The 24155-nt window shown below is 65.7% G+C and carries 20 protein-coding genes; 6 read left to right on the top strand and 14 right to left on the bottom strand.

Annotated elements, in window-relative coordinates; all coding sequences use genetic code 11:
• Window positions 1-6: 6 nt before the first annotated feature.
• Window positions 7-1431, top strand: coding sequence for a PepSY-associated TM helix domain-containing protein (locus tag ACZZZQ_RS10575; protein WP_463499127.1), 1425 nt, complete (start codon window positions 7-9; stop codon window positions 1429-1431).
• A 55-nt stretch (window positions 1432-1486) separates the two neighbouring features.
• On the opposite strand, the gene ACZZZQ_RS10570 is transcribed toward ACZZZQ_RS10575, so the two are convergent.
• Both ACZZZQ_RS10570 and ACZZZQ_RS10565 read right to left on the bottom strand, forming a co-directional pair.
• On the bottom strand, window positions 1487-2329 hold the full coding sequence (locus ACZZZQ_RS10570; RefSeq protein WP_311258510.1) for an SDR family oxidoreductase: 843 nt from the start codon (window positions 2327-2329) through the stop codon (window positions 1487-1489).
• 71 nt (window positions 2330-2400) lie between these two features.
• Complete coding sequence (locus tag ACZZZQ_RS10565; protein ID WP_463507504.1) at window positions 2401-3429, bottom strand: PDR/VanB family oxidoreductase; 1029 nt, start codon at window positions 3427-3429, stop codon at window positions 2401-2403.
• A 312-nt stretch (window positions 3430-3741) separates the two neighbouring features.
• On the opposite strand from ACZZZQ_RS10565, the gene ACZZZQ_RS10560 reads away from it, so the two are divergent.
• On the top strand, window positions 3742-4488 hold the full coding sequence (locus ACZZZQ_RS10560; RefSeq protein ID WP_463499121.1) for a sulfite exporter TauE/SafE family protein: 747 nt from the start codon (window positions 3742-3744) through the stop codon (window positions 4486-4488).
• A gap of 25 nt (window positions 4489-4513) precedes the next feature.
• On the opposite strand, the gene ACZZZQ_RS10555 is transcribed toward ACZZZQ_RS10560, so the two are convergent.
• The 4 genes from ACZZZQ_RS10555 to ACZZZQ_RS10540 all read right to left on the bottom strand — a co-directional run bounded on the left by ACZZZQ_RS10555 (window position 4514) and on the right by ACZZZQ_RS10540 (window position 8930).
• Window positions 4514-5113 (bottom strand): TetR/AcrR family transcriptional regulator, encoded by a 600-nt coding sequence (locus tag ACZZZQ_RS10555; RefSeq protein ID WP_463499118.1) that lies wholly within the window; start codon window positions 5111-5113, stop codon window positions 4514-4516.
• A gap of 100 nt (window positions 5114-5213) precedes the next feature.
• Window positions 5214-6527 carry a glycoside hydrolase family 3 protein gene (locus ACZZZQ_RS10550; protein WP_463508094.1) on the bottom strand — a complete coding sequence of 438 codons (1314 nt, stop codon included), beginning with the start codon at window positions 6525-6527 and terminating at the stop codon, window positions 5214-5216.
• Window positions 6512-7645 carry a glycoside hydrolase family 3 protein gene (locus ACZZZQ_RS10545; protein WP_463507503.1) on the bottom strand — a complete coding sequence of 378 codons (1134 nt, stop codon included), beginning with the start codon at window positions 7643-7645 and terminating at the stop codon, window positions 6512-6514. The genes ACZZZQ_RS10550 and ACZZZQ_RS10545 overlap by 16 nt, the downstream gene beginning before the upstream one ends.
• Before the next feature lie 4 nt (window positions 7646-7649).
• Complete coding sequence (locus ACZZZQ_RS10540) at window positions 7650-8930, bottom strand: MFS transporter (RefSeq protein WP_463507502.1); 1281 nt, start codon at window positions 8928-8930, stop codon at window positions 7650-7652.
• Between the two features lie 231 nt (window positions 8931-9161).
• On the opposite strand from ACZZZQ_RS10540, the gene ACZZZQ_RS10535 reads away from it, so the two are divergent.
• Window positions 9162-10073, top strand: a complete 912-nt coding sequence (locus tag ACZZZQ_RS10535) for a LysR family transcriptional regulator (protein ID WP_463499110.1) — start codon at window positions 9162-9164, stop codon at window positions 10071-10073.
• Window positions 10074-10298: 225 nt separating this feature from the next.
• The gene (locus ACZZZQ_RS10530; RefSeq protein ID WP_463499107.1) at window positions 10299-11639 is read left to right on the top strand and encodes an aspartate aminotransferase family protein; all 1341 of its coding nucleotides are present in this window, start codon (window positions 10299-10301) and stop codon (window positions 11637-11639) included.
• Between the two features lie 162 nt (window positions 11640-11801).
• Here ACZZZQ_RS10530 and ACZZZQ_RS10525 read toward each other — a convergent pair whose 3' ends face one another.
• The 7 genes from ACZZZQ_RS10525 to ACZZZQ_RS10495 all read right to left on the bottom strand — a co-directional run bounded on the left by ACZZZQ_RS10525 (window position 11802) and on the right by ACZZZQ_RS10495 (window position 19481).
• The gene (locus ACZZZQ_RS10525) at window positions 11802-12647 is read right to left on the bottom strand and encodes a DJ-1/PfpI family protein (protein WP_463499105.1); all 846 of its coding nucleotides are present in this window, start codon (window positions 12645-12647) and stop codon (window positions 11802-11804) included.
• Between the two features lie 65 nt (window positions 12648-12712).
• Window positions 12713-13510, bottom strand: coding sequence for an ABC transporter ATP-binding protein (locus tag ACZZZQ_RS10520; RefSeq protein ID WP_463499102.1), 798 nt, complete (start codon window positions 13508-13510; stop codon window positions 12713-12715).
• Window positions 13507-14514 (bottom strand): FecCD family ABC transporter permease, encoded by a 1008-nt coding sequence (locus tag ACZZZQ_RS10515; protein WP_463507501.1) that lies wholly within the window; start codon window positions 14512-14514, stop codon window positions 13507-13509. Before ACZZZQ_RS10515 ends, ACZZZQ_RS10520 begins: the two co-directional genes overlap by 4 nt.
• 56 nt (window positions 14515-14570) lie before the next feature.
• Window positions 14571-15599 carry an ABC transporter substrate-binding protein gene (locus ACZZZQ_RS10510; RefSeq protein ID WP_463499096.1) on the bottom strand — a complete coding sequence of 343 codons (1029 nt, stop codon included), beginning with the start codon at window positions 15597-15599 and terminating at the stop codon, window positions 14571-14573.
• 572 nt (window positions 15600-16171) lie between these two features.
• Complete coding sequence (locus ACZZZQ_RS10505) at window positions 16172-16939, bottom strand: ABC transporter ATP-binding protein (RefSeq protein WP_463499093.1); 768 nt, start codon at window positions 16937-16939, stop codon at window positions 16172-16174.
• Complete coding sequence (locus tag ACZZZQ_RS10500) at window positions 16936-17919, bottom strand: FecCD family ABC transporter permease (RefSeq protein WP_463499090.1); 984 nt, start codon at window positions 17917-17919, stop codon at window positions 16936-16938. Before ACZZZQ_RS10500 ends, ACZZZQ_RS10505 begins: the two co-directional genes overlap by 4 nt.
• 80 nt (window positions 17920-17999) lie before the next feature.
• The gene (locus ACZZZQ_RS10495) at window positions 18000-19481 is read right to left on the bottom strand and encodes a DHA2 family efflux MFS transporter permease subunit (RefSeq protein WP_463499087.1); all 1482 of its coding nucleotides are present in this window, start codon (window positions 19479-19481) and stop codon (window positions 18000-18002) included.
• Between the two features lie 225 nt (window positions 19482-19706).
• On the opposite strand from ACZZZQ_RS10495, the gene ACZZZQ_RS10490 reads away from it, so the two are divergent.
• Together ACZZZQ_RS10490 and ACZZZQ_RS10485 are read left to right on the top strand one after the other, a co-directional pair.
• Window positions 19707-20804 (top strand): ABC transporter substrate-binding protein, encoded by a 1098-nt coding sequence (locus ACZZZQ_RS10490; RefSeq protein WP_463499085.1) that lies wholly within the window; start codon window positions 19707-19709, stop codon window positions 20802-20804.
• 181 nt (window positions 20805-20985) lie between these two features.
• Window positions 20986-21996, top strand: coding sequence for a LacI family DNA-binding transcriptional regulator (locus ACZZZQ_RS10485; RefSeq protein WP_463499082.1), 1011 nt, complete (start codon window positions 20986-20988; stop codon window positions 21994-21996).
• 49 nt (window positions 21997-22045) lie between these two features.
• Here ACZZZQ_RS10485 and ACZZZQ_RS10480 read toward each other — a convergent pair whose 3' ends face one another.
• Window positions 22046-24085, bottom strand: a complete 2040-nt coding sequence (locus ACZZZQ_RS10480) for a beta-galactosidase (protein ID WP_463507500.1) — start codon at window positions 24083-24085, stop codon at window positions 22046-22048.
• Between the last annotated feature and the right edge of the window lie 70 nt (window positions 24086-24155).

Here is a 24155-nt window from a genome sequence, read left to right as displayed (position 1 = left end):
CCGACGATGACCACGATCGACTTCGAGTCGACCGGTGCACCAGAGAAGACAGGGCGTGCTCGCCCCAGAAGGATCAACTGGTTCGGCGCATTCTGGCGCTGGCACTTCTACGGAGCACTCCTGGTCATCCCCGTCCTCTTCGTGCTCGCCGTGACGGGCATGACGTACCTGTTCCGCGCGCAGATCGACGCGGCGATGCACCCGGGCGTCATCACGGTCGCCGTTCCGGACGGCGCGGAACGACTGCCTCTGTCCGCCCAGCAGGAGGCGGTTGCGCAGGAGTTCCCCGACCGATCGGTCGTCTCACTGTTCGACAGTCTCGGTGACCGCTCGACGGTCTTCGTCACCGAGCTCCCCGACGGTACCACCCAGAATGTCTACGTCGACCCGTACCGGGCCGTGGTCACCGGGTCGCTGACTGACGATCAACTCATCTCGGACGTCTTCATCCGAATCCACGGGAATCTCCTTGCAGGAGACTTCGGCGATCGGCTGATGGAGCTCGGTGCCAGCTGGGCCATCGTGCTGACGATCACCGGATTCCTGATCTTCTTCCTGGGGCGCAAGCCGCGAAAGCTGGCCGCGCAGAAGAAGCTGAAGGGTGCGAGGCTGCGCAGTGCGCATGCGCTCGTCGGCCTTCCGGTCGGCCTCGGAATCCTGATGCTCGTCATCTCCGGACTCCCCTGGACCGGCCTGTGGGGCAGCGTGTCCGAAAAGGTCGCAGCAACCGGCGGGTCCTCGCTGTGGGGCGCCGACCCCGGGGCTGAGTCGACGATGAAGGACCTGATCGAACAGACCGACGGATCCAACGCCCCCGCCGGCTGGGCGGTGGGCATGGGGCCGACCGGGCAAAGCGACGGAGAGGGTGCAGGCGTCTCGATCGACGCCGCCATCGCTGCCGCCGAGGCCGAGGGCGCGCCGAGCCCCTACTACGTGATCTACCCCGTGGACGAGACTGGGGTGTTCAGCGTGATGAGCAGCCAGTGGTACCAGCAGGGCAACCCCGCGGAGTCCGATGTCACCCTCGAGCAGACGGTGCACGTCGATCAGTACTCCGGCGAGGTCGTCGCGCAATACGGCTACGACGACTACAGCCCGCTCGCCCAGGTCGTCTCGCACGGAATCGCGATCCACGAAGGGCGGCATTTCGGCCCCATCAACACGATCCTGACGACGCTCTTCTGCCTTGCCGTGATCTTCATGTGCATCTCCGCACCCATCATGTGGTGGCGTCGCCGCGGCACCGCGAGCGGCATGGCAGCGCCGCGCGCGCGTCTGCCCCTGTTCGGGAACATCGCACTGCTCGTCAGCGTGGTCGCCCTGGGGGTCTTCCTGCCCATGTTCGGGCTGTCCGTGCTGGTGATCCTGGCCGTAGATCAGCTGCTGATCCGGCGTATCCCCGCCTGGCGGAAGTTCTTCAACGCCGTGTGAACGGGGATGGTCTCGGTTGCCACAGCGACCGAGACCATCCGTGCAGTCACAGCGATCAGACGGCGAGGTCTCGCAACCAGGCCTCGACGGTCCGCGGAGTGATGCCGAGAAGCTTCTGCGCGGAGCGCTCTTCGTCGATCACCTCTCCGGGCTGGGTCCACCGGAAGTGGTACGAGTCGACCACGGGGCGCGCAGCATCCGCCCCGAACATCGGGATGATCAGTTCGCCGTAAGCCTCGGGCTCCTGTGCCTCGAACACGACGGGCTTGTCGAAGTACCGAGCAAAGCCCTCGGCGAGATCTGCTCCGAGCTGAGGAGGAAGCGCGCCGGCAGTGACAACACCCGTGACCGAGTCGTCCGTCAGCAGTGCGACGGCGATGTCGGCCATATCGAGGTGCGACACCCAAGAGACGGGGTAGTCATCGCGAATCGGGTAGTGCAGCGCTCCGTCTTCCCGAGCCGGGCCCAGCGTGACCGGCAGCAGGAGGTTCTCCAGGAAGATACGGGGAGCGATGACCGCGTACGAGACACCCGACTCCGCCAGGGCCGCCGCGAGCACGCCGTGCGCCGTCAGCGTTCCGTCGGGAAGCTCGGTGGGATAGCCGCTGGTCGAGAACACCACTCGACCAGGACGCGCCTGAGAGACAGCCTCACCGATCGCCTGGGCGTAAGCGAGTTGCTGGTCGGGGCTGGCGAGCGGCAGGTGAACGAAGACCGCGTCCGCACCGGTGTAGGCCTGCACCAGCGACTCCACAGAGGTGTTGTCAATGGAGATTGCAGGTGCGGTCGCCTTGGCACTGTCGCGCACTGCAGCCGTCGGGGTGTGTCCCGCCGCGAGCAGAGCAGCAAGAACAGGGGAACCTTGAGCGCCGGTGGCGCCGTGAACGATGATTGTCATGTTCCCATTAGTGCATACGATGCATCGGTTATGTCAACTGCATTAATGGAGTTTGGACCGACCCTGATCACTTAGATGTCGAGCGTCAGCTCGGCGGTGAGTGAACGCGAACAGCACACGTTGATCTGAGAGTGCGTGGCGTGTTCCCGCTCGCTCTGCACGTGGTCCCGGTGATCGGGCACACCCGCCAGCACCGGCACGATGCATGATCCGCAGACCCCCTGCCCACAGCTGCGGTACGTCTCATACCCGTGGCGCTCGAGCACGGAAGCGATCGACTCGGTGGCCTCCACCCTCATTGCTTGTCCGGTCGATGCGGCGACCACGGTGAACGCCCCATCCGCAGAAGAGCGAGGCGGCGCTGCCGAGGAGAAGCGCTCCGTGACGAACTGGTCGTCGCGCCACCCATACTCCAGTGCCCGCTCTCGCGCGAGCGCGATGAACCCCTCCGGCCCGCACGCGTAGATCATGCCGTCGGCCGTCGGCTCGAGGAGGCCGCGCGGCCCACTCTCACGGAAGGAGTCACCCTCATCACTGAAGTGCGGGAAAACCGATGCTGCGAACGAGCCCGACCGCAGCTGCTCGAGCAGCGGGAGGGAAGCAGCACGTGGGGCGTACGCGTGCAGCTCGAAGGCACTCGCGCTGCGATGCAGCGACTCGGCCATCGACACAAGCGGAGTGATTCCGACTCCGCCCGCGAGCAGAAGTGATCTCGACGCTCCGGACTTCAATGCGAAGGTGTTGCGCGGCGGAGAGATGTGCAGCCGATCGCCGACGCCCACATTGTCATGCACGTGACGTGATGCGCCGCGCCCTAGATCCTCCTTCTGCACGCACACCGAGATGACTCCCTCTTCAGGCGACGCGTCGACGAGAGAGTATTGACGGATCAGCGTTCCCGTCAGGTGGAGGTCGACATGAGAGCCCGGCTCGATCGTGATCATGGCATCGGTCCGCATGAACCGAAGGTGAAGCAGCACTGCACGGTCGGAGACGACCGTCCGCTGGGACACGACCACTTCGAGGCGCGAGGACCGCGATCGGCTCCCCGCCACCGCATCCTGCCGATTCCGCCTGCGCACCGCGCCCAGAAGCCCCATCTTCCGCTCCTCTCATGTGAGCGGCCACGTGCGGGGTGCCCGCGGTCCGCGCTCTGCACGAACAGACGACGACGGCGAGCCCTGGTGACGACCATGGCCCGCCGTAGTCTGTTCAGTTTTCGTGCATCTTAACTCTACAACATGTAGCTTTACATTCGCACACGCGATCGGCGCGACTCCGCGCCATGTATCGGCGGCGATAAGTGACCCCGATACAGACCGTGCGCACGGTCTGTATGTTACAGTGGCTTCCACGCGACGCCGCGACGCTGTCACCTCGGCTGTCGAGACGCCTGACAGAAGGAGACCCCAGTGCTCATCGTGATCATCGCTCTCGGAGTGGTCATCGGGGCACTCACCGGATTGCTGGGGGCTGGTGGCGGAATTCTGACCGTCCCCGCCCTGGTCTACCTCGTGGGGCTGCCCGTCTCCTCAGCGATATCGACCTCTCTCGTCGTGGGAGCGATCGGCCCTCTGGCCGCATTGGTCCCGCGCCTGCGCGGCGGCGTGGACTGGAAGATGGTGCTACCTGTCGCCGGCGCGGGCGTGGTGGCGGCATTCGGCGGCACGCTCGTCGGCCGGCTCATCTCGGAGGAGATGCTCCTGCTGATCTTCGCCCTTCTGATGGTAGCCTCCGGCGTACAGATGCTCCGCGGGCGGCCTCGCGCCACAGGCAACGACCGCCGACCGAAGCTCTGGGCCCTGCGGGGAATCGCTGTCGGGCTGCTCGTGGGGTTCCTGACCGGACTGCTCGGCATCGGCGGCGGCTTCATCACCGTCCCCGCTCTGGTCTTCCTGCTCGGAATGTCCATGAGGCTGGCGATCGGCACCTCACTGGTCGTCGCCATGATCAACTCATTGGCCGGCATCGCGGCGCACGCGGGGGTGTCGAACCTTGACTGGGGGCTGATCATCGCCTTCGTCGTACCCTCGATGGTGGCATCGTTCGGGACAGCGCTGCTCGCGAAGCGCATGAGCAACGTGTTCCTGCAGAAGGCCTTCGCGATCATGGTCCTGACAGTCGCCGCCATCACGGTGGCGCAGGTGCTTCTGCCCTAACCGGCGAATGCGCAGTTCAGCGCCGTCAAGAAGGCGAAGGACCGGTCTCCCAGCACACTCGGAGACCGGCGATGTGAGCGGATACCTGACTCACCATGTCGATGCGCCGGTCGACCAACCATTGCTGTTGGATGCCGTCGAGCACCGCGATCGTGTTTCCGACCAGCAGCTCCGTCGGGGCATCCGCGCGGATCACACCCGATTCCTTCCCCTGTTCCACGGCGTCACCCAACCACGCTCGTGCACTGGCGTAGTGATCTCGCAGCCATTCATTTGCCGGATGGTCGGGCTCGGTGGCCTCCGCCGAAACGCGGACGAACACCCCCACCCACTCCGGGCGGGTCGAGTTGCGGGCCGTCAGAGGCACGAGAGCCTCGAACGCGTCCCACCCGAGCGGAACCGTGCCGTCGCCGAACAGGAATGCATTGTCGTCCCGCTCCCGCTGCTCCAGAATCGCTGCCAGCAATGCGACCTTCGAGGGGAAGTGATGCAGCAGACCCGACTGGGAGATTCCGCTGGCGGCCGCGACATCCGCGATCGACATCTTATGAAAACCGACCTCGGCGATCTGTTCCACAGCGGTGCCGACGATCTGCTGCTGCGTCTCCGCGGCAGATCGTCTCACACGACGCTTGCGGGTGTCAGGCGCGTATCTCGGGGGGAAGGACAAGGATGCCTCTCTCGACGGGGATCGAAACCGACTGACGATGCGCTGTCAGCCGGCCTCAAGGAATCGTAACGCGGACGTCTCCCAAGCCTCGACCTATGAGCACAGATCCCACTCGAAGCGGTACCCACCGCTGCGCGTCCTGGTCCCAGCGACGCTGGAGCCGGAGGTCGCATGTGGCTCGAATCCTGACTTCCTGAGCGGGATGCACCTCAGACTGCCCCCAGCCGATCAGGCGGATCGGCTCGTCATCGCTCTCCGGGTCGAAGTAGATCTGCACGGTCTCACGACCCTCGAGTCGACCGGAGTTGCGCACCGTGACGTCGACAGCATCGATCCGCCCATCGGACGACCGCACGATCTGCGCCTCCGAGTACTCCCACGTGGTGAGCCCCAGCCCGTGCCCGAACCAGAAGGCCGGCACCTCCCCACTCCCGAACCAGCCGCGATGGCCGATCGACGTTCCCTCGGCATACTCCAGGACACCCCGTCGAGGCGTGGTGCTCCACGCCGGTCCGCGGTGATTGCCCACGGGGAATGTGGTGACCAGACGACCCTCCGGAAGCACGTCACCCAGGAGCGCAGCCGCGACCGCATCCCCCGCTTCCTGACCGGGGAGACCGGTGAACAGCACAGCATCGACATCAGCAATCCAGGGCATGAGCACAGGTGTGGCGGCGTTGATGACGACCACGGTGCGCGCCGCGACGTTCGCGACCGCCGCGACGAGAGCATCCTGATCGCCGGGCAGCGACAGCGTGTTCTTGTCCTCGCCTTCCGTCTCCTGGTCGGGAGTGAAGCCCACGACGACGACAGCCACATCGGCGGTTCGAGCCGCTGCAGAGGCGGCGGCGATCGCGGAGGCCGACGATCGCACCGCCTCGCTGACGACCAGGCCGAGGATGCGCGGCAGGGTATCCTTCTCCACGGTCGCGGTGACGAGCTGCCCCGGCTCCACCCGCACGGCTGCGGCATGGCTCTTGGGGCGGAAGAAGCCACCGCCAGGACCGGGGTGATAGTCGATCCGGTAGCTGCTCTCATGCCCCTCCGTGACCAGATGCCAGTTCCCGGGGCCCCGGGTTCCGAGCTGCACCATCCGGCCCTCCCGGATGTCCAGAGTCGCGCTCAGCTCGATGCGAGCGGCACCCTCGAGCCATCCGATCTGGCTGTCCTCGAGCTCCGCCACTTCGAGATGGCGGCTGTGCACGAGATCGCCGGCGTCGTCGAAGACCCGCACACGGATGCCGTGCTCCCCCGTTTCGGGATCACGCACGCGCGTGGGCTTCACGGTGGGCAGTGTCTTACGCGTCTCCACGCCGTCTGTGAAGATGACGTGGTCGGCGCCGAGGCGCGCCGTCATCCCTTCGACGATTGAGATGACGTGCGGAGCGCGAACCTGAGCGGATCCGCCCCCTGTCCGATCGTGTCCGTGGCATGGCGACCGATGAGGGCGTACGTGGCATCCTCACGGAGGGGAAGCGTGTCGTTGACGTTCTTGATGACGACCATGCCGCCCGCTGCGAGCCGCCGGAGTTGCGCGCGCCGCAGTTCGCCGGCTGGCGCCTCGACGGAGTCGGGCCATCCGCGAGGGTCGGTGAGGCCGCCCACACGATGGGCGAGCCGGAGCAGGCGTCGCACGTGGTCGTCGATGGCGTCTTCAGAGACGGCGCCCGCACGCACCTCCTCCTCCAGCGATTCAGTCCAGGGTGTCGCGGGACCGGGCATCACGAGGTCGAGCCCCGCGGCAGCGCTCTCGGCGGCCGTCTTGGTGGCGTACCAGTCCGACAGGACGAGTCCGTCGTAGCCCCACTCCTCTTTCAGTACCTGGGCGATGAGCTCGTGGTGCTCCGTGGAGGGAACCCCGTTGACGCTGTTGTACGCCGCCATCACGGTCCAAGGATTCGCATCGTCGATCGCGATCTCGAAGGGTGTCAGGTACACCTCCCTGAGCGTCTTCGCCGTCATCCGCACGTCCACCGTCGTCCGCTCGGTCTCGGACTCATTGCCGAGGAAGTGCTTGGCGCTGGCACCGACGCCCCTCTCCTGAAGTGCGTTGATGTACGCGCTCGCAAGGCGGCCGGTGAGCAGCGGGTCCTCGCTGAACGCCTCGAAGAGCCTGCCACCCAGGGGCGACCTATGGAGGTTGATGGTGGGTCCCAGCACGACGTGCGTCCGTTGCGCCTCTGCTTCCTCAGCCAGGATCCCCCCGGCTTCGGCGAGCGCTTCGGGATTCCACGTCTGCGCGAGCAGGCTCGCATTCGGCAGCAGACAGCTCTCACGACCGCCGACGACGATCTCACCGCGGACGCCTGTGGGCCCATCGGACAGCACGAGACCTTCGAGGCCGATCGACGCATCGGCGTGCAGCGAGAAGTTGTCGGCTCCGGAGAGCAGCCGCACCTTCGCTTCCAGCGTCAGCCGTCGAACGAGATCGTCGATGACCGGCTCCAGTGCGGCGACTCCTGCGGCGTCCTCCTCATGGATCGTCATCGGGTCACCTCACGCTTCGGACGGGAATGATCAGCACGGCACCGACAACGGCTATCACGCCGGCGATGATGAGCATGATGTCGTAGTTGGTTCCGCTGCTCAAGCCGACGATCCAGGCGGCGAGCGCAGGCGCCACCACCTGGGGGCCGGCCATCGCGATGTTGAAGACACCGAGGTCTTTCGCCGTCTCTTCGGGGTCGGGCAGCACATCCAGCACGAGCGCGAGGTCGACGGCCACGTAGGCCCCGAACCCGACCCCGATGATGGCCTCGGCCACGAAGAACATCGTGGGCTCCGTCGTCTGCGTGAGAAGGATCGTGCCGGCGGCGAAGATGAGCGCTGCGACGACGATGAAGACCTTGCGTCGTCCGAGCTTGTCCGAGAGCCATCCGGCGATCTGGCCGCTGACGATCAGGGCGATCGTGAAGACCAGGACGCCCGTCGCCATGATGCGCACTGCTTCGGCAGGCTCGAGGTTCATCTCGTGCTGGATCCAGAGCAGTCGGAAGGTGATGAACATGAAGTTCGCCAGCACGACCAGGAAGCGCGACCACCAGGCGAGTCCGAAGTCGGGGTTCTTGATCGGGTTCACCCAGAACGTCTTCAGCACGGTGCGGATGCCTCCGCCGGAACGGGCGGGGAAGGGGCGCGGCTTGTCGGGCAGCATGATCGCGTAGATGAGCACCAGGATGAACCCGACCACTCCGGGGATCAGGAAGAGCAGCAGCAGTTGCGTGGCGAAGAACTGTGCGGCGTATGCGGCGCCGAGGGTCGCGGCCTGCTGGGCGATGCCGATGGCTCCGGCGACCTTGCCGCGCTGCGAAGAGGGGAGCTGATCGGCGATGGATGCGGTGTGCGCGGCGATTGCCGCATTCGCCGTGATCTGCGCGAGGATCCACCCCGCGCCGACGACCAGAGCCGTAGGCGCGATGGCCATGATCAGCAATGCGACCAGGAGACCCGCCATGCCGACGATCATCCAGGGCCGACGTCGGCCGAACCGGCTCATCGTCCGGTCGCTGATGCGTCCGAACACCGGGTCGAAGAACAGTGCGGAGAGCGCGCCGATGGACGTGATCAGTCCGAGAGTGCCGATCACCTCTTCCTGCGGCATCAGAGATTGCAGCTTCAGCACGAGTGCGGCGGAGATGACTGTCGACAGGGGAAGCATGAGGCCCAGGCGTGCGAGCACCATGGTGGTGACCACGGCGGGCCGGGCGCGCACCGTGGGTGCGGCGAAAGTAGGGGGCTGGGGTGAGTCACCGACAGCGGTGTCGTCGATCATGGCGCTCCTCATTGAGTTCTATGTACAGACCGAGCACTCGGTCGGTATGACTGTAGCGCACTGCCGGGCAAGGCGCAACGCCCGGGTGATCACACCAGCGAGGAAGAGAAAACCGAACAATATGTAACACATCCGTCATGCGGAGGAATCGGCCGGGAAACGCTCCGCGCGTACGGTGTGGCTCACCCGGCATGATTCCCGTGCCGGGTCCGACGAACGGAGGTGGGGCGGATGGAACTTCGCCAACTCCGCTACTTCCTCCGCGTTGCGGAGACCCTTCATTTCGGACGAGCCGCCGAGCAAGAGAACATCGCCGCCTCCGTGGTGAGCACACAGATATCTCGACTCGAGCGCGAGCTCGGCGTGGACCTGTTCCGACGAACGAGTCGGCGCGTGACCCTCACCCTCGCCGGCGACAGCTTTCGCGAGCATGCCGAGAATGCGCTCGCATCCCTCGACGCCGGAACTGCGGCCGCACGCAGAAACATCGTGGAGATGCAGCGCCTGCGGGTGGGATCCTTCGCTGATGACCCCCTGACGCATCGGTTCCTCTCCACTTTCCGCAGCCGCTATCCCCGGGTGCCGCTGAGCTATGTCGAACTCTCCATCTCGCACCAGGTCTCCAGCGTGATCGAGGGCGACGTCGACCTCGCCTTCGTCTGGCTCCCGGTCGACGACCCGCGCGTCACGGTCGATACGCTCTACTCCGAGATGCCGGTCGCGGCTCTCTCCTCCACCCATCGCCTCGCGAATGAGGCGCGGGTGCACGTCGACGACCTGCTCGGCGACTCGTTCGCCCTCGCCGCCGCAGGGACCCCGCCCGAATGGCGGGCCCATTGGTCGCTCGACGCCTACCGCGGCGGTCCACCGCTCCGCTCGATCGAAGTGAGTTCGGCACGCGAGTCCCTCGCCGCGGTGGCCTACAGCGGAACCGTGGACACCATGTCCACGAACTCGGCCGCACTGTGGAGTCATCCCGGCGTCCGTTTCCTGCCACTCCCCGACGCCCGCCCCACGAGCCTCGCCCTGATCTCCGCAGCGAACTCGCGGGAGCCACTGGTACAGGCTTTCCGCGAAGTCGTGGCCGATGTGGTCAGCAGCGAGCTCGACGCCGTCCCCGGGGCCGTCTCACTCGTCGGCTGACACAACACGCTCCGCCCCGTGTCGGCACCCGCTGGTCGCGCCATCCAGCGATTCGGAAGCCCTCGCAATCATTCGCTTCCACGGAACGATTGTTCGCATTCCGGCCATTGATCGGCGGCAAAGCGGCCCGCACCCTGGAAGGACCACGCAGCCCTCTCGGGTCGTGACACCCCGATCCCGCTGTCCCATGGCCGCCAACCTTGCCGGCCCACCCAGGAGAAGATGATGCTCACCCTCGAAACCGCCACCCGTCGATTCACCGAGAAGTTCTCGGAGTCCGCACAACTCACCGTCGCCGGACGGGGTGTGATTCCCGGCGGCTACAGCCGTACGTCGTTCAACTTCGGCCCGCATGCCGTCTTCGTCACCGGCGGCGACGGCGCCTACATCGACACTGTGGACGGACACCGCCTCCTCGACCTGAACAACAACTTCACGGTCAACATCCTCGGCCACGGTGACTCCGTGATCAGTGATGCGCTGATCGCCGCGATTCCGTCCGGCGCCTCATTCGGCAACCCCGTCACCGAGGAAGCAGAGCTCGCCCAGATCCTGATCGACCGCATCGCGTCGATCGACATGGTGCAGTTCTCCTGCTCGGCATCGGAGTCGATCCTGAGCGCGGTGCGCGTCGCCCGGGCATACACCGGCCGCACCAAGATCGCGAAGTTCGAGGGCGGGTACCACGGCTTCACCGACCCGGTGAGCATCTCCGGTCACCCGCACGACGCGGCGGAGTACGGGTCCGATGACAGCCCGCTTCCGGTGGCCGACAGCGCGGGCATCCCGGCAGCAGTCGTCGAGCAGGTCGTCATCCTCACTCAGAACGACATGGTCGGTACCGAGCGGATCCTGCGGGAGCACGGGTCCGACCTCGCATGCGTCATCCTCGAGTTGGAGAGCGGCGCCGGCGGCCACGTGGTCCTGCGCAAGGAGTTCGTGCAGATGATCCGCCGGGTGACAGCGGAACTGGGCATCCTGTTCGTGCTCGACGAGACCATGAACCTTCGCGGCGCATACAACGGCATGCAGAGCCTCTACGAAGTCGCTGGCGATCTCACCGTCATGGGCAAGATCATCGGTGGCGGACTCCCCCTCGGAGCCGTGGGCGGGAAGGCCGAGATCATGCAGGTCATGGCCGACGGCACCGTACCGATCTCCGGCACGCACCACGGCCACCGTCTGGCACTGGTCGCGGGAATCGCGTGCATGCGCGCGCTGGACGAGGATGCCTACAACCGACTGAACACGATGGCGGCGCGCATTCTGTCGGAGGTCGGCGAATGGACAGCGGCGCGCAAGAGCCCGTTCACGATCTACGGCGGTGGATACTCCTCGCTCGCGTACGCCTACCGCACCGAGCCGGGTCTGACAGTGGAGACCCAGCGCGACCTGTGGCGCAACGTCGATGCGGACAAGACCCAGACCTTCTCACTCGAGCTCGCGAACCGCGGCTTCTTCCCTGTCGCGCGCGGCGAGATCTCCCTCTCCCTGGCGATGACCGATGACGACATCACCTCGTTCATCGAGGCCGTCAAGGAGATCGTCATCGAGATGGAGAGCTGACCGCACCGGAGCCTTCCGTCTCCGGCGCGGTCACGTCGCGAGAGCGATGACCCTGCCGAGGGACGTCAGCGGTGGGCGAGGACATGAATGCCCACGCCCACCGCTGGAGAAGAAATGTCGAATGCATGCGTTTACTCTACGTGATGTAGATATACCGGTTCTTCAGTTCGTGGGCGCTCGAAGCTCCTCCTCCAACGGAGCGAGGAAGTCCCGAGACAACTCCGTCAGCGCTGCGCCCGCCAGCTCGGGGGTTCCGGTGTGGAACGGCGGCTCGGGAGCGTACTCGGCACCCAAGACTGCGAACCGCGCCATCTCCTCACCGGAGAGGTACGCGAGGAGCCGGATGCCGAGGTCCATTCCTGCGGTCACACCGGCCGCCGTCAGACGGTTGCCGTCTTCGACCAGGCGTTCGTCGACCTCGATCGCGCCATAGTCGCCGAGCAGGTGCCGTACGGCCCAGTGCGAGGTGGCCCGTCGACCGTCGAGCAACCCTGCATGAGCGAGAGCGATGGAGCCGGAGCACACACTGGTCACGTACTCGGCATCCTGACCGATCCGACGCAGGTGCTCCATGGCACGGGCATCCCGCAGGAGGATCCCGGTGTCGCCGCCGGGCACGAGGATCACGGACGGCGAAGTCGTCACCTCGTCGAGTGTCAGCGCAGGCTCGAGTGCCACACCGGCCCCGCTGACGACAGGCTCGCCCGCGGGGCCGGTGGTCACGAACTGCACCGTCGCACCCGTCCCTGCGAGGAAGTGGAACGGCCCCACCACGTCGAGGAGCTCGAATCCGGGGTGCAGGACGATCAGAATCGTCTTGTCCGTCGCGAACCGCACTCCGGGCAGTGCGGCCAAGGTGTGGTGTGCGGCGATGGACCGATCGACGGCCTGCTGCTTGGCGGGGTCGTCTCCGATCACCGAGAACAGCGTGCTGACTGACGTGTCGAACCCGGTCGGGTGCCCTGGCAGATCCATCACCTCAGGGACGACATCACGGTCTTCGTGCATGCGGGGTTACTCCTCATTTCTCAGGACCGACGAAATGTCGGCGCGGGGTTCGGTCATGTGGGCGCTCACGTCACGTTTGCGGGACCACTGTCTGCGAAGACGAGCTGCAGTCGTCCGGTGAGCGGGTTGATGAGGGTGCCGGCGCGCACGCCGAACACGCGCAGCAATAGCTCTGGGGTGAAGACCTCGTCAGGGCCACCCGATGCGACGACGCGACCTTGCTCGAGCATGACGATCTCGTCGCAGTAGGACGCCGCCAGGCTCAGATCATGCAGGGTGATCAGAGTGGTGATCTCGAGGTCCCGGATCAGCGTGAGTAACTGGAGTTGATGGCGAATGTCGAGGTGGTTGGTCGGCTCATCGAGCACGAGGATCTGCGGCTCCTGAGCGAGGGCGCGTGCGAGCTGCACCCGTTGACGTTCACCTCCTGAGAGCGTGCTGACATCGCGGTCGGCGAACTCCGCGACGCCCGCGGTCGCCATAGCCCGATCCACGGCTCGCCGATCTTCCCCGCGGTCCGCTCCAATGAGTCGGCCGTGCGGGAGACGTCCGGTTGCGACGCATTCGGCGACGGTGAGTTCGAGGTCCGCGGGACTGTCCTGCACGACAGCGGCAGTGATGCGGGCGGCATCCCGGGCCCGCATCGACCAGACATCGCGACCATCGGTGAGCACCTGTCCTGCGGCGGGACGCAGCATCCGATAAACCGTTCGCAGGAGCGTTGACTTGCCGCTGCCGTTGGGCCCGACGAGCCCGACGATGTTCCCCTGCGCGCGCAACACCACATCGTCGATGATCCGTCGACCGGCGATGTCGACATCGACGCCCTGAACTTCGAGCGGCGCCCCCTGCCCTTCACTCATCTCTCGCTCCGACCGGAGCGTCGTAGCAACCATAGGAAGAACGGGGCCCCGACGACCGCGGTGAGGAGACCGACCGGCACTTCTGTCGGCGCGAGGAGCAGCCGTGCCCCTATGTCCACGACCACCAGGAGAAACCCGCCGGCGAGTGCGGACGCGGGGAGCACCCATCGGTGATCGGAACCGATCATCATGCGAACTGCATGCGGGACCACCAGCCCGACGAATCCGATGGACCCGCTCACCGCGACTGCGACACCGACGAGCAGCGAGGTGATGATGAACAGCATCAGCCGCATCCGTCCGACGTCGACGCCGAGGCTCGCTGCCGTCTCGTCGCCGGTGAGGAAGGCGTTCAAGACGGGAGCGAGGAGCACCAAGACAATCGTCGCCGCGACCAGGACGAGCATGGGCACACCGAGGTCCTGCCACGTCGCCGCCGCCAGGCTGCCGGCGAGCCACGACAACACCTGTCCGATGCCCTGGTTGGCGCTGCTGGATCGCAGGACGAGGTAGCTCGTGATCGAACTGAGCAGGTACGACATCGCGACCCCGGCCAACACCAACCGGTTCGGTGCGACCCGCCCGCCCTGCTGGGCGAGCGCGAAGACGAGCACCGTCGCGAGGAAAGCTCCGATGAAAGCAGCGATCGGCGTCGACACCGAGGCGAACAGCCCGCTCGTGAGCGTGAGCGCGGCGACCGCGGCCACGGATGCGCCGGAGGAGACGCCGAACACGAACGGGTCCGCCAGCGGATTTCGCACGACGGCCTGCAGCACCGCGCCGGCGACCGCGAGCGCTGCCCCCACGACGAAGCCGAGCAGCGCGCGCGGCAAACGGAATTCCCACACGATCTGGTCGTCGAGCCCGTCGACGCCGCCAGCGCCCCAGGGCAGCAGGTGTGCACCGATGACCTCGATGACACGGCTCGGTGCGATGTTCACGCTCCCGACGGCCACAGAGAGCACGACTGCGACGATGCACGCGACCACGAGGACACCGATCACCGATTGCGTACGCCGCCCCGTGCGCGCAGCCGACCGAGCCCGCACGGCCGCCTTCGTCACGAGGTGGGAACCGCGAGATCGAGGTCGGCGTGAAGCGCGTTCGCGATCTTGGTCAGCCCCACCATGACGGAGATCGACGAATCGGTCTCCTGCGTCGGGACCTCACTGATCCGGCCGTTCTTCACCGCGGGGAGGTCGGGGAAGTTCTCCTCGAGGAACGCCTTCTGCGACGCGAAGTCCTGACCAACGAACGTGCCCACCAGGATCACGTCGGGGTCCGACGCGGCGAACTCTTCTTTGCTGATGTAGACGGAGTCCGAGGGGAAGACGTTCTCGCCACCCGCGGTCTCGATCAGATCGTCGTAGATGCCGCCGGCCAGGACGATCACCGGACCGGTTCCACCGTTGAAGTATGCGGTCTTCACGGTCGGTTCATCTTTCACTGCCGTGACTACCTTCTCCTTCGCGCTCTCCAGCTCCGCGATGACCTCGTCAGCTTTCTCCGAGACACCGAAGATCGTCCCGTAATCGCGCAGTACCTTCGAGACGGAGTCGACGTTCCAGATGTCCGAGCTGAGATAGTCCGTCGCCCCGCAGAGGCTGGCACCGTAGACGGTCACCCCCGCCTCCTCCAGCTGCTCGACCGATGCGTACCCCTGCGAAGTATCGAACGCGTACCCCTCCAGCACCTGGCCGGTCACGAGGTCGGGTGCTTCGCTCAGCAAGACCTCTTTCGAGGGGAACCCCATCATGCTGCCGATGGTCTTGAGCCCTTCCGCCGCCTCCGCCACGGATTCCGGGTATGGCGAGTAGTTCTCCTGGACAGCGACGATCTTGTCTCGGAGGCCGAGCGCGAGGAGCGCCTCGGTGTTCGACTGCCACAGGCTCACCACACGCTCAGGCTCGGAGTCGACAGTGATCTCCCGGCCACAGTTCTCCAGCGTCACCGGGTAGCCCGCCCCTGCTTCGCCCGGCGTGGGTGCCGTCGATGCCGGGGTGTCGCTTCCCGCACACGCGGTGGTCAGGAGCAGAAGAGCTGCCACCGCTGCGGTGCTGAATACGGATCGTCGGACGGTGGGTCGCATGGAACTCCTTCGGGGAACGGGACAGCTCTACTTCTTGTAGAAGCATACCGGTTCGGAATCACGGCACCACGAGAGCCTCTTGGCGCATTCCTGCGGAACGAGCGCCGAGGAGACCATTCGGATGGCCCGAACTCATCGTTAAAACGCATTCACGCCAATGGTCATTGGCTTCCTCCTCGAGGATGCTGGAAGCTCACACCACTTCCGTCTTCAGGAGGACACATGTCAGCCCCACGCCGCTCGGCCACCCCACTGCGAGCACCTACAGCGCGGCACTCGCGGAAGGATCTGGTTGAGACGGCCTGACGCCGCTCTTCCTTCTCTATCGACAGCGAAACCACCGTGCCGGATACGTCCACGATCCTGCTTGGGCGGGTGGACGGCGGCGATCGAGGCGCCATCGGGGCTGTAAAAGTTTCCTTGATCAGGACTTTGGTACTCACAGCTTGTCTGGAGCAGCTGTGAAATGCACGTCCGGCGGACTCTCGGAGATCGACGGAACCTTCAGTCCGGGAAGCAGGGCAAGAACAGGTCAGTAGTCCGGAGTAGCTTTGGAAGTGACATGTCGCCCATCAACGCATCGGCGCCGTGAGCAGATGCGGTCGGCCCGTGATCGGATGCTCGATGAGTCGCGAATCGACGGCGAAGACCTCTCGCGTCAGTTCTGATGTGAGCGTCTCGACAGGGATGCCGACAGCCCGAATCCTGCCTTCATTCATCACGACGATCTGATCGGCATGGGCGACCGCGTGATTGAGGTCATGCAGAACGACCACACGCGTGAGATCGACGGACTCCAGAAGATTCAAGAGGTCGTGCTGCGCCGTGATGTCGAGGTGGTTCGTCGGCTCATCGAGCATGAGAACCGGGGCATCCTGAGTGAGCGCACGCGCGAGGAGCACCCTCTGCCGCTCACCCCCGGAGAGCGTGGCGTACTTGCGGTCGGCCATGTGCGCGGCCCCGCATCTCACCAGTGCGGCGTCAGCATGATCGCGATCAGCCTTGGTCTCGCCTCGGTACCACGGCTGGTGGGCATGACGCCCGGTCGCGACGATGTCGCGAACCAGCATGCTGTCGTTGCTGGTCTGATGCTGCGTCACCACGGCGCGCAACTGCGCCGCTCGCCGTGGTGCGACGTCCCAGACATCCACGCTCCCGATGAGGATGCAGCCGGCATCCGGCTTGAGCGCTCGATACATCGCACGCAGGAGCGTGGACTTTCCTGAACCATTCGGACCGACGATCGCGACGAATTCACCCGAAGCGACCTCGAGCGAGAGTTCCTCGATGAGGCGCGCGCCGCCGACACTGAGGTCGAGGTCCGTGATCGCGATCTTCATGTGCGGCCCTCCGGTGATCTCATCAGCCAGAGGAAGAAGGGTCCTCCCACGAGCGCGGTGAAGATCGTCAGCGGATACTCGTTCGGGCTTCCCACGGTACGGGCCACCAGGTCGACGGCGATCAGGAAGATCGCCCCCGCGAGCGCGGCGACCGGGAGCAATCGCCGATAGTCCGCCCCGACGATCATGCGCACGGCATGCGGAATGATCAGACCGACGAAGCCGACGCCGCCCGCGACCGCGACGGTCACGGCCGTGAGGAGTGCGGCGACGATGAGGAGTCCGAGTCGGAAGCGGCGCAGATTCACGCCGACCGCCACCGCGTCGTCGTCGCCCAGCGCCAGCGCGTTCAACCCTCGCGCCTGGCTCAGCAGCCAGGCGCCGGCGATGACCATGACGACAGTGGGCAGCAGGAGGCCATCCCATCTTGCTCCCGCGACGCTCCCCATCATCCAGAAGAGGATCCCGCGCACCTGCCCTGGCTCGGCCTGCAGCTGAGCGAAGCTGGTTCCCGCCATGGCGACGTATCCCAGCGCGACACCCGAGAGCACGAGTCGCATATCGGTGAAAGAGCCCGATCGCTGGGCGAACGCGAAGACGAGCACGAGGATGACCAGTGCGCCGACGAACGCCGCCGCCGGAGTGGTGAGTCCGAAGAGCACACTCGAACCGAAGGTCATCACCAGCACCGCACCGAGCGACGCTCCTGACGAGACACCGACGATGTACGGATCCGCCAGCGGATTCCGAAGCAGACCCTGCAGGGCTGCGCCGGCCAATGCAAGCGCCGCCCCGACGACGCCCGCCATCAGCACCCGCGGGACGCGCAGCTCCCAGACGATCTTCTGATCGATCGAATCGACAGCGCCGGAGTCGCCGGTCACGTTCGCCCACACCACCCCGATCACGCGATCGATACTGACGTTGACGCTCCCGAAGCAGACGGCGACCACTGCACTGACCAGGATCATTGTGGCCATCACGATCACCCACAGCGACAAGGGCACCACTGCGGCGATGCGAGGTCGGCGGCCGCGAACGGGTGCCGTCTCCGAGAGCGTCACGAGTGCGAAGGCAGGACGAAATCTCCGCCGGCGTCGTCCGCGGGTCTGCGCACGAAGGGGCTGAGCGCGACGGTAGCGAGGGCGATGAGCGCGGCGATCAGGAACGCCGCGCGTGCTCCCGGCGCTCCTGCCGTGGCGGCCGTGAGACCGTCGCTCTCACCTGCGTGCAGGATCGACGAGTATGTCACCAGCATCACTGCGACTCCGGCCGCACCGCCGACCTGCTGCAGCGTGTTCAGCACCGCAGTGCCGTGCGAATACAGCGGGCGGGGGAGAGACCCCAGCGAGGCGGAGAACAGTGGGGTGAACGACATCGCGAGTCCTACCGACATCACCGCCTGCACGATGATGAGCACCCACCACACCGTGTGCTCACCGACGGTCGAGTAATAGAACAGCGCGGCCGTCACGAGGATCGTGCCGGGGATCAGCAGTATGCGGGTGCCGCGTGCATCATAGATGCGTCCAGTCAGCGGTCCGAGCAGGCCCATCAACAGGGAACCGGGCAAGAGGATCAGACCGGACTGGAGCGGATTGAGGCCGGCCACGTTCTGCAGATACTGCGGTAGCAGGGTCAGCGTGCCGAACATCGACAGCGCGAGGATCGTCATGATGATCACCGAGACGGTGAAGTTCCCCGAGCGGAACACGCGCAGGTCGAGCAGCGCGTCGTCCTTGCGCTGCAGCAGGAGCTGACGCCAGACGAACAGGCCGAGCGACACGCCACCGACGACGAGCGAGAGGATGCCGGCCGTCTCGCCGGATCCGCCCTCGCCGCCGAACTGGCTGAGACCGAACACGATGCCGCCGAAGCCAAGCGCGGCGAGCGGGATCGAGAGCACGTCGAGCGGGACCTTGCGGGTCTCGCCGAGGTTCGTCATCCACTTCGCCCCCATGATCAGGGCGATCAGCGCGATCGGCAGGATGATCGCGAACAGCGCACGCCAGTTGGCCAGCTCGAGTACCGCGCCGGCGAGCGTCGGGCCGATCGCGGGAGCGAGAGAGATCACCAGGCCGACACGGCCCATCATTCGTCCGCGCGACTGCGGCGGCACGACGTTCATGATGGTCGTCATCAGCAACGGGATCATGACGCCGGTGCCGGCCGCCTGGATCACGCGTCCGACGAGAAGCATCGTGAAGCCGGGAGCGACGAGTGCCACCAGGGTGCCCAGCGAGAAGGCGATCATCGCGGCGATGAAGACCTGGCGAGTCGTGAACCGCTGCAGGATGAATCCGGTCGTCGGGATGACAACGGCCATGGTCAGCATGAAAGCGCTGGTGAGCCACTGGCCGAGCTCGGGTGGGATGCCGAGGTCGGTGTTGAGGTCCGGGATCGCGATCCCCATCGTGGTCTCGTTGAGGATCGAGACGAACGCTGCCACCAGCAGCAGCCAAATCACACGCATGTCAGAGCGCGGGATCATCCCTGACGTGGCAGCCGGAATCTTGATCGGACCAGTATCGACGGCAGACATACGGCCTCCTGGGCCTGGAGAGAATGAGGCGGCGAACGGGAGACCGGACCGTCAGGGCAAGGACGAGCGGCCCACGCCTGCCGACCGGAGGACGGGATCGGGATGCACGGCTCGGTCTTATTCTACGGTACGTAGAGTTAACTGCGGCATTCGCGCCTGCAGGGCGGATCTTTAACACTACCTATTGTAGAGTTAAGCCACTTGACCCCTAGGAAGGTTCGTCCGATGCACATCACGAAATCCCGAGCTGCGACCGCGCTCACGTCTCTCGTCGTTCTCAGCGTCCTGGCTGGGTGCTCCGTCAGCCCGTCCGATGCAACCAAGACCGAAGCGCCGACCGTCGATGGAACCACCCTGACGGGCGGGAGCACGGAATACCCCCTCACGATCGGCAACTGCGGCTTCGAGCAGACGTTCACGGAAAAGCCCGAGCGCGTGGTGCTCATGAACGGCGCCTCCGTCGCCGAGGTCGAATCCCTCCTTCTGCTCGGGCTCGACGACACCATCCTCGCGAACATGCAGAACTACGGGATGTCCGATCAGCCGGAACTGGTCGCGCAGATCGACGCGCTGCCCACGGGCGACCTGGACATGGCCGGGAGCTTCGAGATCCCGGCCGAGCAGTTGCTCGCCCTCAAGCCCGACCTGGTGATCGCGACAACGTCAGGCGGTTTCGACTCGGCCAACGGCCAGGCATCCCGCGACGAACTCGCTGCCGAAGGCATCAACACGATCGTCAATCCTGCGAACTGCGCCATGGGCAAGGAAGACGCTACGGAAGAGGAACTCTCCGCCTTCGACAACGCGACCGTCGAGTCGTCGTTCGGGTTCCTCAACCTCGTCGGCAACGTCTTCGATCGCCAGGCCGAGGCTGAAGCGCTCGTCAGCGAACTCCGTTCTCAGATCGACGCAGTGTCGTCTGCGGTGGAAGGCAAGGAGACGCCGACCGGCCTCATCGTCTTCCCCGGCATGTCGATGATGACGACCAACGGCATGCCCGCGGTCTTCCTCGGCGGCATCTTCGACGACGTTCTCAACCGGGCCGGTGTCGTCGGATCGTTCCAGGACAGCGACCTGACCTTCACGTCGACGATCGACGCCGAGCACCTCGCTACAGCCGACGTCGACGTTCTCGTCGTCGGTGGATTCATGCCGGGCGAGGATCTCGACGCTGAAGCCGCTACCCTCTTCGCCGAGTACCCGCAGTGGGACGCCGCGAAGAACAACAACTACGTCACCGTCTCCGACGGCGTGTACGTCGGCCCGACGAACGCCGCGGCGATCGAGAAGATCGCACGCGCCGCGCACCCCGACGCATTCTGAACTCTCCCGCAGATGGTCCGGCGATCCTGTGATCGTCGGACCTTTCGCACGCGTGAAAGTGGCCCGACTCGGGCGCGAGCCCGCACGAGCGGAGAGAGCCGGCGCCCCCAGGAAGCGCTTCCTCCGCTATGCTGAGCGGCAGCATCCGGAGCCCGATGCCCCGAGCCGCAGAGGATTGAAGATGGCGAGACTGGCCCAGCGCATGCCCACCATGGACGACGTCGCCGAGCTCGCAGGCGTATCGAGAACTACGGTCTCGCGGGTGTTCAGCAACACGGTGACCGTCGACCCGCTGCTGTCGCAGAAGGTTCATGACGCTGCGGCGAAGCTGCGCTACTCACCCAGCCAGATCGCTCGTGGTCTCGCCAAGGGCCGGACGCACTCGGTGGGCATTCTCGTCCCCGAGCTCGACAATCCCATTTTCCAGCGCACGCTCACCGGCCTCTCGCAGGCGGCCGGCGAGGACAGATATCAGGTGCTGATCGCTGACTCGTCGGAGCGACTCGCGAACGAGGCAGAGCTGATCACCGAGCTGCGGCGCCGATGCGATGCGATCGTCCTCTGCTCGCCGCGAATGGACGACGCTGAGCTGTCGACGCTGGTCGCACGCCTCGGCCCGGTCGTGATGATCTATCGCTCTGTACCGGTTCCCGGAGTTCCGGTCATCGCCGTCAGCCTCGAGCATGGGGTACAATTGCTCGCTGAGCACTTGCACGAGCTCGGGCACCGTCACATCGCATTCCTCGACGGCGGCGAGAAGTCAAGATCGGGCGCCCGTCGATTCGCCGCTCTCGAGGAGTTCTGCGCAGATCACCCTGACGTACGAGTGAGCCGCGTCACCGGCGGAGGCACCATCCAGGCCGGCTACGCCGCCGCGGATGCCGTCCTGGCCACGGACGCGACAGCCGTGATGGCCTTCAACGACGTCGTCGCGATGGGCCTGCTCAGTGCGTTGCAGCGACGCGGCGTCGCCGTCCCTGAGCAGCTGTCGGTGACCGGCTTCGACGACATCACGTTCAGCGAGTTCACCAACCCGCCGCTCACGACGGCGGCGATTCCGGCCGAGGAGCTCGGGCGTCTCGCCTGGGAACGGCTTCACGCGATGCTGGTGGACGGTGAGACGGATGACGGAACGACTGTCGTCCCGTCGGTGCACCTGCGGGCCTCGACGTCAGCAGTGATCTCGGACTGACACCGGCTGCACCGTCACGGTGAATCCGCGCCGGTGCCGCCGGCGCAGGTCAGGCTCTGCTTTCTGCCACAGGCTGCCGATCGCGCTTCAGGACTGCAACGGCTGCGGGCTCGAGAGTCAAGGTGTCCCCCGCGACGACGGCAACGCGCCCTGTCAGCAGCTCCGCCGCACCAGGGGGGACCGTGATCTCTGCAGAGTGCTGCCCGTGGTTGAGGAGGAAGAGATATGACCCCTCAGGTCCGTGACGTTCGACCGCCTCGACTCCGGCAGGCGTCTCTAGGACAGCGGCGACCTGTGCGTCGGCGAGCACGGTGTCGAGCACCCGATCCATGCCCGTCTCGCTCAGCTGAGTGCCGAGATACGTCACCACACCGTCGCCGAGCTCGTGGCGCAGGATCGCCGCCTCCCCCTCGAGGTAGCCGTCCGTGTAGGTCGCGAGAACCGTGGCACCATCGGTGACGAGATCGTCCTGCCACAGGCCGGCGTCCGTCTCTGAGCCACGCATGTCCACACGCACTCGCTCGTCCGACGGCAGCGGCGAGAACTCGCGAACGCGTCCGCCGATGAGCGACAGAAGACCACCGGGATAGCCGCCAGGGATCACCCGATCGTGCTCGTCAACGATGCCCGAGAAGAAGGAGATCAGTACGTGCCCGCCTGACCGCACATAGGCACTGAGCTGCTCGGTCTGCGCCTCGCTGAGCACATAGCTGTTCGGTATCACGATGAGGCGATAACCGGACATGTCGGCGTCGAGGGTGATCACGTCGGTGGCGATGTTGCGTCGCCACAGCGGGGTGAAGTGCCGCGTCACGATGTCGACGTAGCTGAGCTTCGTGGGGTGTGCGACGCCTTCCATCGCCCACCAGTTCTCCCAGTCCCAGACGATGGCCACCGCCGCCTCCGCAGTGGTTCCTGCGATCTCCTCGAGCTGTGTGAGCTCCTGTCCGAGATCGACGACCTCCTGCCAGGTCCGGGTGTCGGTCCCGCTGTGCGGCAGCATCGCCGAATGGAACTTCTCCTGGCCGTATCGCGAGGCGCGCCACTGGAAGAACATCACCGCGTCGGCTCCGTGCGCGATGGCTTGGAAGGATCCCAGACGCATCCTGCCCGGCTTCTTGACGAGGTTGAGCGGCCACTGACTGACGGCGCTGCTTGCCTGCTCCATCATCAGCCAGGGCTGCCCGCCCTTCAGCGACCGCATCAGGTCGTAGTTGAACGCAGCGGTGATGTGCGATTCGGCGTCGGCGGGGTTCGGATAGATGTCCAGCGCGACAGCATCCTCCTCCCTTGCCCATCGTGTGTAGTCGGCACCGGGGAAGAACCGCATGAAGTTCGTCAGCACCGGAATATCGGGGGTGATCGCGCTCATGATGTCACGCTCTTCGCGGAAGCAGCCGAGCAGGAGGTCGGAGGAGAACCGCTTGAAATCGAGCTCGCGCGCGGGGTTCACGTTCCCCATCACGGGCTTCGGCAGGTCGACCTGACTCCAGTCGCTGTAACGCTGGCTCCAGAAGGTGGTACCCCAGTGCTCGTTCAGGACCTCCAACGATCCGTGTCGGTCGAGGAGCCAGTCGCGGAACCGCGCACCGCACTGATCGCAGAAGCACTGCGTGTGATATTCGTTGCCGATGTGCCACATCGCCAGAGCCGGGTGGTTGCCATAGCGTTCCGCGAGCGCTCGCGCGATCTTCTGGCTGCGCTCGCGGTAGACCGCCGATGACGGGCAGAAGTGCGCCCGGCTTCCGATCGCGATCTTCCGCCCCTCCCTGTTGGTGGGAAGCACCTCTGGATGCTCGGTCGCGAGCCACGGCGGCGGCGCGGCGTTCGGCGTGCTGAGGTTCACGGAGATCCCGTGTTCGTGCAGGATGTCCATCACCTCGTCGAGCCACCCGAACTCCAGCTGGCCGTCAGCGGGTTCCAGTGACGACCAGGAGAAGACGCCGACGCTCACCAGCCGCACGCCCGCTTGCCTCATCAGCGCGGCGTCCTCGAGCCAAGTCTCCCTCGTCCATTGGTCGGGGTTGTAGTCGCCTCCGTAGACGATGCCGGGAAGCCGGGCGGTGAAGTTGTGGATGGGGTTCGTCACGTGACGCCTTCTGGTCGATCTGATCGGAGTCGGAGTGCGCGGGGCCCCTGACACGAGGCCCCGCGCGCAG

This window comes from Microbacterium sp. AC132 (assembly GCF_979258525.1).
This window is presented reverse-complemented; position numbering and strand designations above follow the sequence as displayed.